This window comes from Dapis purpurea BLCC-M126 (assembly GCF_050015975.1).
Classification (GTDB): domain Bacteria; phylum Cyanobacteriota; class Cyanobacteriia; order Cyanobacteriales; family Microcoleaceae; genus Trichodesmium.
Genome location: NZ_JBNHER010000136.1, coordinates 1 through 14,581, shown reverse-complemented (window position 1 = coordinate 14,581; position 14,581 = coordinate 1). Strand labels below are relative to the sequence as shown.

Genomic DNA, 14,581 nt, shown 5'->3' with positions numbered 1-14,581 from the left:
AACCAGAGGTAATTATCAATTATCCATTATCAATTATCAATTAATGAATTCTTCCTTCGTTTTAACTATCAATTTTCATCCATATTACTAAGATTGAAAATAAAAGGAACTCCTTGAGATTTTTCACTACCAAGGATTAAAACTTTAGGCATTTGAGAACCACCTTTTTTCCAAGCTTCTATAGCTTCTTTTTGTAACACCAACTCACCACCTTGTGCTTTTAATGTTTCAGCTAATAGTTTTTGAGCTTCTGCTTTACCCTTAGCACGATTAATTTCTGCTTCAGCTTCTTGTTCTGCTTCCTCAGCAATATACACTGCTCTTTGCGCTCTTTGTTCGGCAATTTGTTTATCTTCAACTGCCCTAGCAAATTCAGGAGAAAACGTTAAATCAATCACGCTAGTATCTAACACAATGATTCCATATTTCTCCAAGCGAGAACCTAAAGCATTATCAAAGTCTGATTTTAATTCTACCCTTTTTGTAATAGCTTCTTCAACAGTTCTTCTAGCCGCAGCAATTTTAAAAGATTCTTGAGTTTGTGGTGCAATTACTTTAGCAACCAAATTTTGTAGAGTGCCTTGTTCTCTTCTAATTTTTACTATCCGCACTGGATCTAAGCGAAAGTTAATTGCAAAACTAGCAGATAATTGTTGTAAATCTTTTGTCGAACTTTGACCAGGAACTTCAAACTTTTGTACAGTCACATCATATATATCAACCTCAGAAACAAGAGGAGGTTTAAAGTGAATTCCTTCTAACAAAGCTCCATCTCTAGCTTTACCTAAGATACTCAGAACACCCGCTTGACCGGGATTAATAATTACAAACGAATTAAAGCCAATTAGCAATATTACAGATAAGACGGTTGCTAATATTAATGTTTGTAAACTTTGTTGTTGACTTTTCAATTTATCTACTCCGAAATTTAAGACTACAACTCTTGAATTTTCTTTGTCAATCTTAGTTGCAATTGAAAATTAACACTCAAATTATATAATATTTTTAGAATCTGCTACCCACTATTTTTTTTACTGTTTAGGAAAGTTGCAGCTACTAGACAAATAATCTCTATTTCCAATTAGTTGATTTTTATAGCTGGGATTTCTAAATTATACCAAATTGATAAATTTTTGCTACAAATAGCTAAAATATTTTTTAGGAGTCATGAGTCGGAATGAATAGTTTTGATACTTTTTTTGTGTTTTAATTTATATTTTTCGTCAAAAATACATTTTTAATAAAGTCTTTTAATAGTCCTTATTATTCGTAACATTATTTTTCCAAAATGGTATTAGTTATGAAACTAGATGATAATTTTTTCTGTTGCTCACAACTTTGCTATTATACCAATCCACTTTAAAAATGTCACAAATAGTTGGGAATTGATAATGTGAAATAATAAGCTTAAGTTACTGTATAATCAAACTTTTAAGCCATTCAAATGTCACTTCGGACTTATGACTTTTGACTTATGACTTCCCTGAAACGGTATACCTCCTACTATTTCCTATTGCCCGCTCTCTTAAATCTTGAATTCTATGTTCATATTTCAAATTTAGGTAGTGGTGTAAAAATTGAAGGATTTTTCTTTTCCCTGTTCCCTATTCCAAATATTAGCAATTAAAAACTGCTAATCTCTGAGGCATAAGTCTTGCTAAAATTTGCTTCAGTACCATCGCCGTCCAATCAATATCAGCTTCCGTTGTTTCTCGTCCCAATGTTAAACGAATACCCCTAATAGCAGCATTTTCAGTATATCCCATTGCCTGTAATATCGGACTCGGAGCTATTTTACCACTATTACAAGCTGAACCTGCACTAATACCAATTCCAGCTAAGTTCAATTGTCGCACTAGAGTTTTACCAGTAATCTTATCATCTATTTCATTTTCACCTTCAAGAGGCACAATACAAAAACTAACATGATGAGGTAATCGATATAATCGATCGCCAGTACAAATTACATAAGGGCTATCTACCATCTCTGCAAATAAGCGATCGCGTAACCTACTCAACCTTGATGTTTCTGTAGCTATCTCTTCATTAGCTAATTCTGCCGCTACACCAAAACCAGCGATCGCTGCTACTGCTTGAGTACCAGAACGTAACTTCATCTCTTGGCCTCCACCACCCAATAAAGGGACTAACTCCACACCCTTTCGTACATAAAGCGCCCCTGCACCTTGAGGACCATAAATTTTATGGCTAGATAAAGACAACAAATCTACTGGCAGTTTTTGTAAATCTACTGGTAAACGCCCAACTACCTGAACTGCATCAGTATGAAACAAAACCCGATGAGAACGACAAATATTACCTAATTCTGCAATAGGTTGGAGAGTGCCAACTTCACTTTGGCCATAAATTATTGAAACTAAAACTGTATTCGATTGTAATGCAGCTTGTAGTTGTTGAGGAGCTACCCTTCCTTGTCGATCGACAGGTAGTCTTGTCACTTGCCAACCCCAATTTTCTAGCATTTTTGCTGGTTCTGAAATGGCAGAATGTTCTACACTAGAGATAATTATATGTTGGGGTTTTCCATAGCAACGTGCTACACCCATTATTGCCATATTATCAGCTTCGGTTCCCCCAGAAGTAAAAATAATTGATTCTGGGACTGTATTAAGAAGATTTGCTACTTTTATTCTTGCTCTTTCCACTAATGTTGCCGACCTTTGGCCCCATGTATGTAAGCTAGATGGATTACCCCATTGTTGGGTAAAAACTTGCTGCATAAGAGCGAGCGCTTCTGGTCTTGTTGGTGTTGTCGCACTATAGTCTAGATAAATTTGCATCATCTTTGTCCGTTTGTTTTCTTATGCTAATTTTGTCGAAATATAGTTAAAAAATTGTTTAACTTAATATCTAAGAAGGAAGATTTCATAACTTATTTGATAAGTTAGTATTCAAAAGTTTTAAGACATCCAGAGTGTAGCCATAAAATTGAATTTTTGGTTTTAAATATCTCTAAAAATTCAATTTTAGTCATACAATAACTCTAGTGCAGGATGACAGGAATAAGTGACCAGTGACAAAATACTCAAAGCCTTACCAATCAAAACTTCTGAATTCTGACTTCTGAATTCTGACTTCCGCGTAGCGGTACTAGACCAATTTTTGAACTTTGTTTAGATCAAATTGAATTACTTTGACCATTTTTTGAATTCAAAATTCAAAGTTCAAAAATTTTGGTTCGTTCCTTAATTTCAATAATTGTTTAATTAAGGATTCAAGCCTCGTTCTTCAGAACGAAAAAATCAAAAATATTTTCTTTATTTTAAGCCTCTGACTTCAGACCGAGGTAATAATGAGCGAATTAATAATTTTGAATTTTGAATTGATTTGACTTTACCTATTCTAACTTAGTGGCTCTTATTCCATAATTTGATCGTTTTTGATAAAGATTTATTTTAGCTTACAATTGACTAAAATCACTAATTTTTATTTAATTATTTATGTCAAATTAAACATTTCCGATATATAGCCTTTCCATATAAGTTATGAAACTAGATTTTAATTGTTATCTGTAATAAAAACTCTTTGATTACCTTCTAATTTTCCCTGTTATCTCTGAGCATTCAATTATTCAATAAATGTCAATGCTATGTATACTTTAAACTTCTCAAATCTTCTCTGATATAACAATCGTCATTAGTGGCAGGGATATTCTCCTCGCTCTTCTCAAATATAGTTACAGTAATGATTTAACTTTTGACTTCAGCTATACTTCTTTTTCAATTCATAAAAATTATTAATAGACATCTCCAATAATAAAAAATCAAATCAATTATCGGAGAGAAATCATCAATTATTGCCCCCTACTCCCTACTCCCTACTCCCTCTTTTCTATAGATGTCTAATGCACTATCATAGAAATAATCAACCAACAACAAAATAGTCAAAGCTTTACCAAATCAATACCTTTGCCTTTTACCTTTTTAGTTGCCCGTAACAACCCTAAGAGAATAGTAAAAAATAAATTATCCAATTTAAAGAATATAGATATGGAAAGTTTCCCTATCTAATTTCCCTACTCCCTACTCCCTAACTACTTAGGTTTACAAACATTATAATCTTCATGGGACATAACCTTCTGTGGTACAACAAAACTCCCATAATCTTGACAAATCATTCTATAGTTTCGGGTAACAGGTATACTCACAATAAAACGATTGTGGCGGAGTCGTTTACCTCCAAATTCCCGATAGCTTTGATTATTATTTAATCCAGAAATAATTGTTCTAGCTTTAACCACTACATAGTCTGGAAGACCCTTCAAGTCTATCAAATCGCAATCAAAAGAAGCTTCCCACTCTAACTTTTTTTCTCGCTTTTCTGCTATCTTTTCGTCAAATCTTTGCTGTACCATTTGCTCTTGTTCACAGCGATGGCATTTTCTTCCATATCCTTTATGGCCACACGGAAAAGTCCTTTTTCTTTTCGGCATAAAACGGCAAAGTTAGTTGTCACTAGGTTCTCTCAGTTTTGGCTATCATTCTTACTTCCCAATAGCATAGCAAATGGACAATACAGAAAACATCTCTACAGAGAGCAAAATTTCAGTTAACTATAACTCTAAATTATCAGGCATTATGACACAATCCTCAAAATTCATTCTTGCTCAAATTTGAGTAGAATTAACATTGAGAAATACTTAAGCTACAGCCAACACGGTAGCTTACTATAGATTATAGTTTGTCAGGAAGCCTATATAAGTTTAAGTCAGAAGTCAGAAGTCAGAAGTCAGAAGTTAAATTCCCAGCACGGACTAAATTTGAGAGGTGCGAGAATGTTCTAATCACTCTGGTGGCTGCCATAACTAAAATTGCTCTAGGTTTACTGACTAGCAAATTTTTTTTAGATGAAGTAATAGGCGATTGACTTTGCTAATATCAGTGCTATTTTCTTCTATCCAATTACGCTTTGGCTATTTTGTACTATTGGCTCTTAGCCTAACTGCTTGTCTGAATCAACCTCAGAAGTTAGTTCCTCCTATATCCGAATTGCCACAAGATCCTTTAATTGAATCTTACTTTAATCAATCTCAAGCTTCAAGCTATACTGAAGCGCTACGTCATCAAACCAGACTGGGAGATAATCTCGAACAAATAATTATTAGTACTATTGCTGATGCTACTTCTAGTGTAGATGTGGCGGTTCAAGAGTTACGTTTACCAGCTATCGCTCAAGCTTTGGTTGAACGCTATCAAGCTGGGGTTAAAGTGCGAGTTATTATTGAAAATACCTACAATCGTCCTTGGGGAAGTTTCAGTCCATCTGAGGTCGCTCAACTGCCTGAACGGGAGCGCGAGCGCTACAATGAATTTGTTCAGATGGCTGATATTAACATGGATGGGGATATTAGTCAAGATGAAATTAATCGTAGGGATGCTCTAATAATTTTAAGTAATGCAGGAGTTCCTTTGATTGATGATACTGCTGATGATTCTAAGGGTAGTGGTCTGATGCATCACAAATTTCTAGTTGTGGATGGTCAAACTATTATAGTCACGTCGGCTAATTTTACTACCAGTGGTATTCATGGGGATTTTTCAGAACCCCTGAGTCGAGGAAATGCTAATAATCTTTTAAAAATAAAAAGTTTTGAATTAGCTGAAATATTCACAGAAGAATTTAATATCTTATGGGGAGATGGTCCTGGAGGCAAACCAGATAGTAAATTTGGTGTGAAAAAACCATTTAGACCTGTGAGGCAAGTATTAGTTGGTGATACAAAAGTTGCAGTACAATTTTCTCCTATTTCTAATAGTCAATCTTGGGAAAAAAGTGTAAATGGTTTAATAAATCAAACATTGGAAAAAGCACAAACATATATTAATTTATCCCTATTTGTATTTTCATCACAACCATTAGTTAATACCCTAGAAAATCAATCTTTACAAGGAGTCTTAATTCAAGGTTTAATTGACCCTGGTTTTGCCTATCGTTACTATAGTGAAGGATTAGATATGATGGGAATTGCTCTATCAAATAAATGTAAATATGAAACTGATAATCGCACTTGGCAAAACCCTATATCTACAGTAGGCGTACCTAACTTACCCCCTGGCGATCGCCTCCATCATAAGTTTGGAATTATTGATAATTATATTGTAATTACTGGTTCTCATAATTGGACGAAAGCAGCTAATCATAAGAATGATGAAACTTTATTAGTAATAGAAAATTCTACAGTAGCAGCTCATTTTGACCGTGAATTTCAAAGACTTTATCAAACAGCAACTATAGGTATACCATCCTGGTTGATGAAAAAAGTTGAGAAGCAGCAAAAAGAATGTGGTGACATATTAACAGAAACAGAAACTTCGGTAATAGATACTAACAATAAAATTAATCTAAATACTGCTACTACTGAAGAATTAGAAACACTGCCTGGCATTGGGCCTAAATTAGCAGAGCGGATTATTCAAGCTAGGAAAAATAAACCCTTTGCATCCTTAGCAGACCTAGATCGAGTATCTGGAATTGGACCTAAAATGTTAGATAAATTAAGCGATCGGGTAACTTGGTAATCTGTGATAAAACTATAATTACTTAAACTTTTTTTGTAGTTAGGGAAGACTTAGATTTTGCCATACATATAGGAAAATTAAATAAAGAGCAATGACCTTTTTTAAACTTGGTATTAGAGAAGATTTTCTGTTCTAATTTTATCGTTTTCAAGGAATAGTAATTACTATCCATTAACCCTATACTTAAGTAGCACTTAAATTATTAAAGTGATTAACACAGTTCAAATAACCTTGTTGATAATTAGCACTCTAATAACTTGTTAATTATTCTTATGTTTGCTTCTTTCCTATTCCCCTACTACCCTACTCAATAAAATATAGAAAAGTTTTTGAGAAATGGTATTAGTGATAGGCAATATTTAATTTGATGAAGTAATGTTGATGAAGTAATGATTGGTTTGAGAACACTTAATATTAACTGAATAGTCACTTATTTATGCTAGTAATTATCTGAAATATATCAAAAGGCAATAGAACTATTCACCATCTTCATCTAGATGCCTTACTAAAAACAATTAATAATTATGGTTGAGGATCAACCATAATTGAAACAGTCAGAGGTTAAATGACAATTGAGACGAAAAAAAGGTCAATTGCTAAAAAATCTGATATGCTAACCATTGCTAAACTAACAAAATTATCATCAATATACTTACCAATCCTATTCTTGCAAGCGGTAGACTAGAACCATAATGTGGTCTTTTCAATATTTCTAAGCTGATGCTATTACCATACCTAATCAAACTAAACTGAGTGAAATTACTTCCTCAAATTTACTGATAGTAAATTACGGAAGATAAAAGTTAAAATACTATTGAAGTATACATATTTATTCTTAGGGCATAGCCATATTACTGGTAAAAATTTGACTCATAAGTAAAATCTCCTCGATGGACTCACTGAAGAAATTCTGCAATAAAACTCATGTCGGTTAAACAAAATCAATTCACAATTCAATTTTGGGGCGTAAGAGGCAGTATTGCTTGCCCAGGCACAGAAACAGTCAGATATGGAGGCAACACACCTTGTTTAGAAATGCGAGTTGGTGGACATCGCTTTATTTTTGATGGTGGTACTGGCCTACGAGTTCTGGGTCAATCCCTTCTGTCTCAAATGCCAATAGATGCCCATATGTTATTTACTCACACCCACTGGGACCACATTCAGGGTTTTCCCTTTTTTGCACCTGCCTTTGTTAAAAGTAATCGTTTTCGCATATATGGGCCAATTGCCCCTAATGGAGCTACTATTCAACAAAGACTTAATGACCAAATGCTCAACCCTAATTTTCCAGTACCTCTGCAAATTATGGGGGCAGAATTAAAATTTTTTGATCTGGAAATAGGTAAGTCAATTGAAATTGATGATGTACTGATCGAAAATGCTTTGCTTAACCATCCAGGAGAAGCAGTAGGATATCGTATAAATTGGCAAGGATATTCTGCTGCTTATATTTCTGACACAGAGCATTTCCCAGATCGCCTTGACGAAAATGTTTTATTTTTGGCCCGTCAAGCAGATGTTTTAATCTATGATGCGACCTATACAGATGAAGAATATTACTCGGAAAAGTCCAGTAAAATAGGCTGGGGTCACTCCACTTGGCAGGAAGCTGTAAAAATTGCTAAAGCAGCTCAAGTCAAAAAATTGGTAATTTTTCACCATGATCCCCTGCATAATGACGAATTTTTAGATAAGGTGGGAGAGCAAGTGGCTGAGAAATTTCCTAATAGTTTAATGGCAAGAGAAGGTCTGTCAATTCAATTAATACCTCCAAATAATGGTCAAGAAAATAATTCAGCAGTCAATACTGTAAAAGAAATTAAGATTTCTGCTTAATTTTCATTTTGTTAGTAAACTAACAAAAAACTTAGAAAAAAGAGATTAAATCTGGTAACAGATAACTAAATTAATAAAAATATAAGGTGTGTGGATAACTTCTTCTTTAGCTACGGCTCTAACTCCAACTACAGTTGCCTTGGGAAACTTTGATGGTTTACATCGAGGACATCGGCAAGTAGTTGAACCGATTTTAAACTTAAATAATAGATCTACTAACTTACTTTCTGTCTGCCCATCAGAATTGGCAACAGCTACAGAACTAGATGAAGGCAAAAATCTGCAACTGTTCCATCAAGACTTAAAAGTATCATCATGGCATTACAAAAGTGAATTGGGCAGTAATGATGATAAGCAAGGGCAAAAAATTTATTCGACAGTTGTTACTTTTAATCCTCATCCGCAAGAGTTTTTTAGTGGAAAACCAAAAAAATTGTTGGCTCCAATAACAGAAAAATTAGATCTTTTCAAACAGATCGGAGTTGAACAGGTGGTATTATTGCCATTCAATCAAGAATTGGCAAATTTGACTCCTATTCAATTTGTAGAAGAAATTCTGGTAAAATACTTACAAGCATATAGAGTAAGTGTAGGATGGGATTTTCGTTTTGGACGTAAGAGGGCAGGAGACGCAAAAGATTTACAGGCGATCGCTACTAACTATAATATAGGTGTAACAATTGTACCTCTATATACTTGTGAAAATGGAGAACGTATTAGCAGTTCTATAATTCGCCAAGCTTTAGAAGAAGGAGATCTGAAGAAATCAAATCGTTTGTTAGGTCGTCCCTACAGTTTAGTTGGTCAAGTAGTCCAAGGTCAACAATTAGGACGAACATTAGGATTTCCGACAGCCAATCTCCAGCTACCACCACAAAAAATTTTGCCTTGTTTTGGAGTATATGCTGTGGAAGTCTATATTTCTGGCCAGAATCAAACCCAAGAGATATTTTCTGGCGATCGCCCTTACTTAGGAGTGATGAATGTTGGTTGTCGCCCTACATTAAATGGTTTACACCCAACTGTAGAAGTTCACTTATTAGACTGGTCTGGAGATTTATATGGTCAAACTTTAACTGTAAATTTGATAGAGTTTTTGCGACCTGAACAAAAATTTGCTTCTCTAGATATACTGAAAGCTCAAATAAATGAAGATTGTAGCATTGCTAGAAATATACTTACCAATCAAACTACATAATTTTGACAGTTCCCCGCTTATCCATAGACCGGGTTATTCGCAGATCCACGCAACAAGATAAATCTTCGTTCCTTCTTTTATTGTTAGTTCACCAAAGAAAAAGTTCTTAGGGACTACCAACAGCTAGCAAAAGAACTTAATTTTTGATGTATGTAAGATGAAAAATTAAGCCTGACATTGGTGATAAAAAAATACTGAATAGCTGCTAATAGAAAAAAATAGATAAAAAATGTAAAAAAGGAATGGTTAAAAGGCATACCTCCTCATTGCTAAATTATAACTCCTTACTCCTTTTCATTACCAATCCGACGGCTCCCTTACCTGACTTCTAACTTATAAGAATTTATAGGAACAATCTATCAAATTAATTTGATAGATTAAAATCTACAGTTCATTTTCATCCTCAGTTGAACATATTACTGTTAATTTTGTTTTTTCTAAGGTAAAAAAAATGGTATTGTGTCAAGGGAAAATAATTTGGTAATAGATTAATTTTGAATAACTTTAATTTATTATTGATCTTGAATTAATTATTTCTCAAGCATGATTATGATGATTATAAAAAACTAAAAAAATATAGCAGTCCTAAATTTTGAGTTGCAAGATTTGAACGATAATTTAGTCCAAAGGCTGAATGTAACTTTCATACAGCTAAAATCTAAAATACTTTACTACCTATTCTCAGTCGGAGGAAAGTTATAATTTGTATAATTATTAACCAAAACTGTCTATGATAGAATCTAGTTTGAGAATAGGTATAGGTTGCAGTTTTTGCTTTGAGCGATCAGCTCTTTGATGATGTTTCATCTGGCATTACTGGCCTTCCGAAATCTCTCTACATTACATTCCTATTTTGGAGGTCAATCATGTCAGTTTACGTTGGGAATCTTTCCTACGATGCAACAGATGAGGATATAAAAGAAGTCTTCACTGAATATGGTGAGGTTAAGCGAGTTCAAGTTCCTTCTGACCGTGAAACTGGTCGCCCTCGGGGCTTCGCTTTTGTAGAAATGAGTACTGAAGAAGAAGAAGAAGCAGCCATTGAAGCACTTGATGGTGCTGAATGGATGGGACGTAATCTCAAGGTTAATAAGGCTAGGCCACGAGAGGAACGACCAGGTGGGGGTCGTGGCAATAGAAGAGAGCGCTCTCCTCGTGACTACTAAAATCTCTTAGTAAAATTAAATTCAATTCAAGGGATGGGAATTAATCCTATTCCTTTTATATTCTGAAGTTAATCACAATTGGATTTATGCTTTTTCTGATTTGCACAGCGATCGCGCTGGTATTTTAATTATGAGACCTCGCAGTAATTGTAAAAATAAATTTTTTTTCCTTCCTTTTTCTCTTTTTTGTTCTCTGCTCCCAACTTCTGCCATGCAGTCTATTAATTTTTGGTATGAATTCGGGAATCTTAATTTAGGAGTGAGAAGCTAGGATATACAGGTTTTTCAGTCAATATTTACTGTGCCAAATATTAGATGAAACTGATAAACACTCCTATAGATTAATTATACCAATTTTATAAAATATTGTAGAGCATGATGGAGTAGGGAATAGGGAACAGGCGAAGAAAAGTATATAAAAAAAAGAGGTAAAAAGAGCAAAAATTCACAACATCTCCTATATCTGAACTTCCGGAATTTAGGTATACAAAACTGATTAAAATGTAATTACTACGCCTGAATTTGATATTACTATAGTAGTATTACCACAAATATATAATTGTAATTTATAAATCTGTAAGTTTTAAGTCAATAATATTAGGTAGTATTAGCTCAAAAAAACACCTTGTGGAAAGTTTTTGATCAACAATTGGCTACTTAATACTTTATTTAGTTGCGTTCAATCCCCCTAGTCAAGAGACAAACTGCAAAAATTGTTACTTGTTTACAACTACCAAAGCTCAATATTTGCTAAGTCAACCTACTTCTGTCTCAAAACAATAAAAGTAATCATTACATACAGCAAATAATAATTTTATGAAAGAAAGTATTGAAAAGCTGAAACAAAATCTCAGTCAGACTATTGTTGGTAAAGAAGATGCGATTACATTAGTATTAGTAGCATTACTTTCAGGAGGTCATGTTCTTTTAGAAGATGTTCCCGGTGTAGGTAAAACCTTACTAGCCAAATCTCTAGCTTATTCGATCGCCGGAAAGTTTCAACGAATTCAATGTACTCCTGACTTATTACCTACTGATATTACTGGTACTAATATTTGGAACCCTCGCAGTGGGGAATTTGAATTTTTACCCGGCCCTGTGTTTGCAAACGTACTATTGACAGATGAAATTAATCGTGCAACACCCCGTACTCAATCTGCTCTATTGGAAGTAATGGAAGAAAAACAAGTTACTGTAGATGGAGTTTCACGTTCTGTTCCTGACCCATTTTTTGTGATTGCAACTCAAAACCCAATTGAGTATCAAGGTACATTTCCACTGCCGGAAGCACAAATGGATCGTTTTACTTTATCTCTGACATTAGGCTATCCTACAGAGTCGGAAGAACTTCAGATGCTACAAAGAATCTCTGAAGGTTCAGGGTTCAGTACACTAAAAGCTTGCATTACTTTGGAGGAAGTACAGGAGTTACGTCGTTTGTGCAGTTTGGTCAAAGTGGATGAGTCTTTGCAAAAGTATATTCTTAGGTTGGTTAGAGCAACAAGGGAAGATGAAGAAATTACGCTGGGTGTTAGTCCTCGTGGAACGGTTGCTTTGCACCGAGCGACTCAAGCTTTAGGCTTTCTCACGGGAAGAGATTATGCGATTCCTGATGATGTAAAGTTTCTTGTTCCTTATGTGCTTTCCCATCGCTTGATAACAGCAGGGGGAAAACGTACTCAAACAATTGTCGAAAGATTACTGGGTTCTGTCACAGTTTCCTAATTTGAGTTTTTGATGACTATAGTTAATCTTGCAGTCAAATCACAGGCTTATTGCCTAACGAAAGTTTTCCTCAGCATTCGCTTGCATATTTCAAGCGACAACGGAAGGGAATTCTCTCCCATAATTTGTGAAAAATATCGCTCATGCAGTAGACCTCTCACCTCGTGAGATTCTATTTATAAAGCTGAAATAAATCATCTATCTCAAGATAGATATTGGATCTCTATCTCGATCTTCTCTTATCTCTAGAATAATTTTCACTCCAGAAATCAAAAAAGATGTTTTTTTTGGATATTAATTATCTATTCTATCCCAAATTAAAAAGATTGTGAAAAAAAGACAGCAAATAGGGTAAACCGAAGCTGTTAAAAAATCTGGTGTAACTATTGATTTTTCAGTCGTATTCAATTTTTGTCTCTTCTAATATGATATCAAATCCGGTTAATTGCACATAGAACATGGTCATAGGATATGTGTTGATAATTTTTTCAATTACTTTAATAGATATCTCGCTAAATTCCCCACCGGAGACTGGTTAGGGGTTAGTCTCCATCTCCCCATCCCCCCATCCATATAATAAGTATTCAACCGGATTTGATATGAGTTGTGAATTATGGCAACTAAATCTTGATGGCAACTGTTATTAATTATTTATTTCTCTCTCTAAAATTATTTAAGCTTTACTGCAACTTCAACCTTTTGATAGATGTGAATTTATATTTTTTTAATCTACTATGATTGTAGTAAGTTCAAATTTCAAATTAAGGAGCATTCTAATACTATGTATTTATTAGAAATTGCTACAAAAACTACTGCAAATACACCTCACTTTCCTTTTGCTGCAACAGCAGTATTAGTAATAGGGTTCGTTGCTGCAGTAACAATAGGTTCTATTGCCTGGTACAACTCTAAGCGTCCCCCTGGTTGGGAAAACAAAGAACGTCCTGATGTTGTTCCTAAAGTTGATTCATAAAAAATAAAATACTGAATAATATCTGCTTTAGTCAAGCGATTGATAAAACATTTTTTTTTAAGTTCAATAGAAATTTATTTGGAGGTTAAGTAATGACAAATCAAACAAATATAAGTCCTAACTACGATGCTAATATCATTCCTACAGATGTAGCAGATAGGATGGAAAGAGAGGGAGAAAACTTTATGAAAACTCCTGAAGCAGAAGCAGAAGAAAATAATACTACATCAGGTTATACTGTTGATACAGAAGGTAGGCTAAATAATTTTGCGATTGAACCTGAAATGTATGTCAATGAACCAGGAGACTTAAGACAGCAAGAAGAAGCACAAAGACTAGAACGTGCTAAAACTATGAAAGAAATAAATCAGACTAATGAAGATGGAAATTTAACTATGTCTGAAGATAATCGTGGTAAAGGAACAGGTATAATTTAGTTATCAATTATAATTAGTTGAGCTGCGCATATCATCAAGTATTCAGAAGTGACATAAAAATATTTAGCCTAGCTAATAATGCTAGGCTTTTTTATTGAGAGAAGCAAAATCAAAAACTATACCAATATTACTATTACTGAATTACTAAGCTTAATATGATTTTAGCTAATATCATATCTATCAAATTGCATAATCACAAAATAAATCAAGATATTCCTTTTGATAGAAGAAAGTTTAAAAAATTATTATTAATATATAAGTGTAGATAAAAAAGTTCTGAGGTTAATATTAATGACTACCGAAGATAGAGTAAAAGCAACTATTAAGAATATAGAAGGTAAAGCTCAAGAAATGCTCGGAGAAATTACTGGTAATCCAGAAGATAAGGCTGAAGGACAAGTTAAGCAAGATGAAGCTAAAGTAGAACACATTGTAGAAAATACTAAAGATGAAGCCAAGAAAACAATTGACTAGACTGACTAATGTTTATGAGTTATTTGACTCTCATTCATTAATTGATAATTGATAATGGATAATTGATAATTACCTCTGGTTAAAACCGAGAGGATTGAAGATTGGGAAATATCATTTCTCTTCTCTTGGTCGATTGGATATGCCGAGGTCTCCTCGGCATCCCATCCTAACGGACTGCTCCGCAAACGACCGCTCTCTTGGTTGATTGGATATGGCGAGGAAACCTCGCC

General features: G+C 34.1%; 12 protein-coding genes. 8 read left to right on the top strand and 4 right to left on the bottom strand.

Going from position 1 to position 14,581, the window contains the following annotated elements; all coding sequences use genetic code 11:
• Window positions 1–68 precede the first annotated feature (68 nt).
• From ACP6PL_RS11990 to ACP6PL_RS11980, 3 genes are all read right to left on the bottom strand, one after another.
• Window positions 69–911 (bottom strand): prohibitin family protein, encoded by an 843-nt coding sequence (locus tag ACP6PL_RS11990; RefSeq protein WP_426545489.1) that lies wholly within the window; start codon window positions 909–911, stop codon window positions 69–71.
• Window positions 912–1,616: 705 nt separating this feature from the next.
• The gene (locus ACP6PL_RS11985) at window positions 1,617–2,801 is read right to left on the bottom strand and encodes a cysteine desulfurase family protein (protein ID WP_426545491.1); all 1,185 of its coding nucleotides are present in this window, start codon (window positions 2,799–2,801) and stop codon (window positions 1,617–1,619) included.
• Window positions 2,802–4,054: 1,253 nt separating this feature from the next.
• Entirely contained in the window at window positions 4,055–4,453 is a 399-nt protein-coding gene (locus tag ACP6PL_RS11980) for a DUF7682 family zinc-binding protein (RefSeq protein WP_426545488.1), read from the bottom strand.
• Between the two features lie 436 nt (window positions 4,454–4,889).
• Here ACP6PL_RS11980 and ACP6PL_RS11975 point away from each other — a divergent pair, with 436 nt between their 5' ends.
• The 8 genes from ACP6PL_RS11975 (at window position 4,890) to ACP6PL_RS11940 (ending at window position 14,351) form a co-directional block, all read left to right on the top strand.
• Window positions 4,890–6,539: a DUF655 domain-containing protein gene (locus ACP6PL_RS11975; protein ID WP_426545490.1), complete on the top strand. Its 1,650-nt coding sequence runs from the start codon at window positions 4,890–4,892 to the stop codon at window positions 6,537–6,539.
• A 924-nt stretch (window positions 6,540–7,463) separates the two neighbouring features.
• Window positions 7,464–8,378 (top strand): MBL fold metallo-hydrolase, encoded by a 915-nt coding sequence (locus ACP6PL_RS11970; protein WP_426545487.1) that lies wholly within the window; start codon window positions 7,464–7,466, stop codon window positions 8,376–8,378.
• Between the two features lie 88 nt (window positions 8,379–8,466).
• Entirely contained in the window at window positions 8,467–9,576 is a 1,110-nt protein-coding gene (locus tag ACP6PL_RS11965; RefSeq protein WP_426545486.1) for a bifunctional riboflavin kinase/FAD synthetase, read from the top strand.
• Between the two features lie 866 nt (window positions 9,577–10,442).
• Window positions 10,443–10,742 carry an RNA recognition motif domain-containing protein gene (locus ACP6PL_RS11960; RefSeq protein ID WP_426545485.1) on the top strand — a complete coding sequence of 100 codons (300 nt, stop codon included), beginning with the start codon at window positions 10,443–10,445 and terminating at the stop codon, window positions 10,740–10,742.
• 816 nt (window positions 10,743–11,558) lie between these two features.
• The gene (locus ACP6PL_RS11955; RefSeq protein ID WP_426545484.1) at window positions 11,559–12,467 is read left to right on the top strand and encodes an AAA family ATPase; all 909 of its coding nucleotides are present in this window, start codon (window positions 11,559–11,561) and stop codon (window positions 12,465–12,467) included.
• 781 nt (window positions 12,468–13,248) lie between these two features.
• On the top strand, window positions 13,249–13,440 hold the full coding sequence (gene psb35, locus ACP6PL_RS11950) for a photosystem II assembly protein Psb35 (RefSeq protein WP_426545483.1): 192 nt from the start codon (window positions 13,249–13,251) through the stop codon (window positions 13,438–13,440).
• Between the two features lie 92 nt (window positions 13,441–13,532).
• Complete coding sequence (locus ACP6PL_RS11945) at window positions 13,533–13,877, top strand: hypothetical protein (RefSeq protein WP_426545482.1); 345 nt, start codon at window positions 13,533–13,535, stop codon at window positions 13,875–13,877.
• Window positions 13,878–14,168: 291 nt separating this feature from the next.
• A complete protein-coding gene (locus tag ACP6PL_RS11940; RefSeq protein ID WP_426545481.1) occupies window positions 14,169–14,351 on the top strand; it encodes a CsbD family protein in 183 nt (60 codons plus the stop codon).
• A gap of 5 nt (window positions 14,352–14,356) precedes the next feature.
• Here ACP6PL_RS11940 and ACP6PL_RS11935 read toward each other — a convergent pair.
• Window positions 14,357–14,581: hypothetical protein (locus tag ACP6PL_RS11935; protein ID WP_426545480.1), on the bottom strand; the 225-nt coding region annotated here is incomplete at its 5' end.

Excerpts from the sequence above, each read along its gene's own strand:
- ACP6PL_RS11985 (WP_426545491.1), bottom strand. The coding sequence starts at position 2,801 with ATGCAAATTTATCTAGACTATAGTGCGACAACACCAACAAGACCAGAA.
- ACP6PL_RS11940 (WP_426545481.1), top strand. The coding sequence starts at position 14,169 with ATGACTACCGAAGATAGAGTAAAAGCAACTATTAAGAATATAGAAGGT.
- psb35 (WP_426545483.1), top strand. The coding sequence starts at position 13,249 with ATGTATTTATTAGAAATTGCTACAAAAACTACTGCAAATACACCTCAC.
- ACP6PL_RS11955 (WP_426545484.1), top strand. The coding sequence starts at position 11,559 with ATGAAAGAAAGTATTGAAAAGCTGAAACAAAATCTCAGTCAGACTATT.
- ACP6PL_RS11960 (WP_426545485.1), top strand. The coding sequence starts at position 10,443 with ATGTCAGTTTACGTTGGGAATCTTTCCTACGATGCAACAGATGAGGAT.
- ACP6PL_RS11945 (WP_426545482.1), top strand. The coding sequence starts at position 13,533 with ATGACAAATCAAACAAATATAAGTCCTAACTACGATGCTAATATCATT.
- ACP6PL_RS11970 (WP_426545487.1), top strand. The coding sequence starts at position 7,464 with ATGTCGGTTAAACAAAATCAATTCACAATTCAATTTTGGGGCGTAAGA.
- ACP6PL_RS11980 (WP_426545488.1), bottom strand. The coding sequence starts at position 4,453 with ATGCCGAAAAGAAAAAGGACTTTTCCGTGTGGCCATAAAGGATATGGA.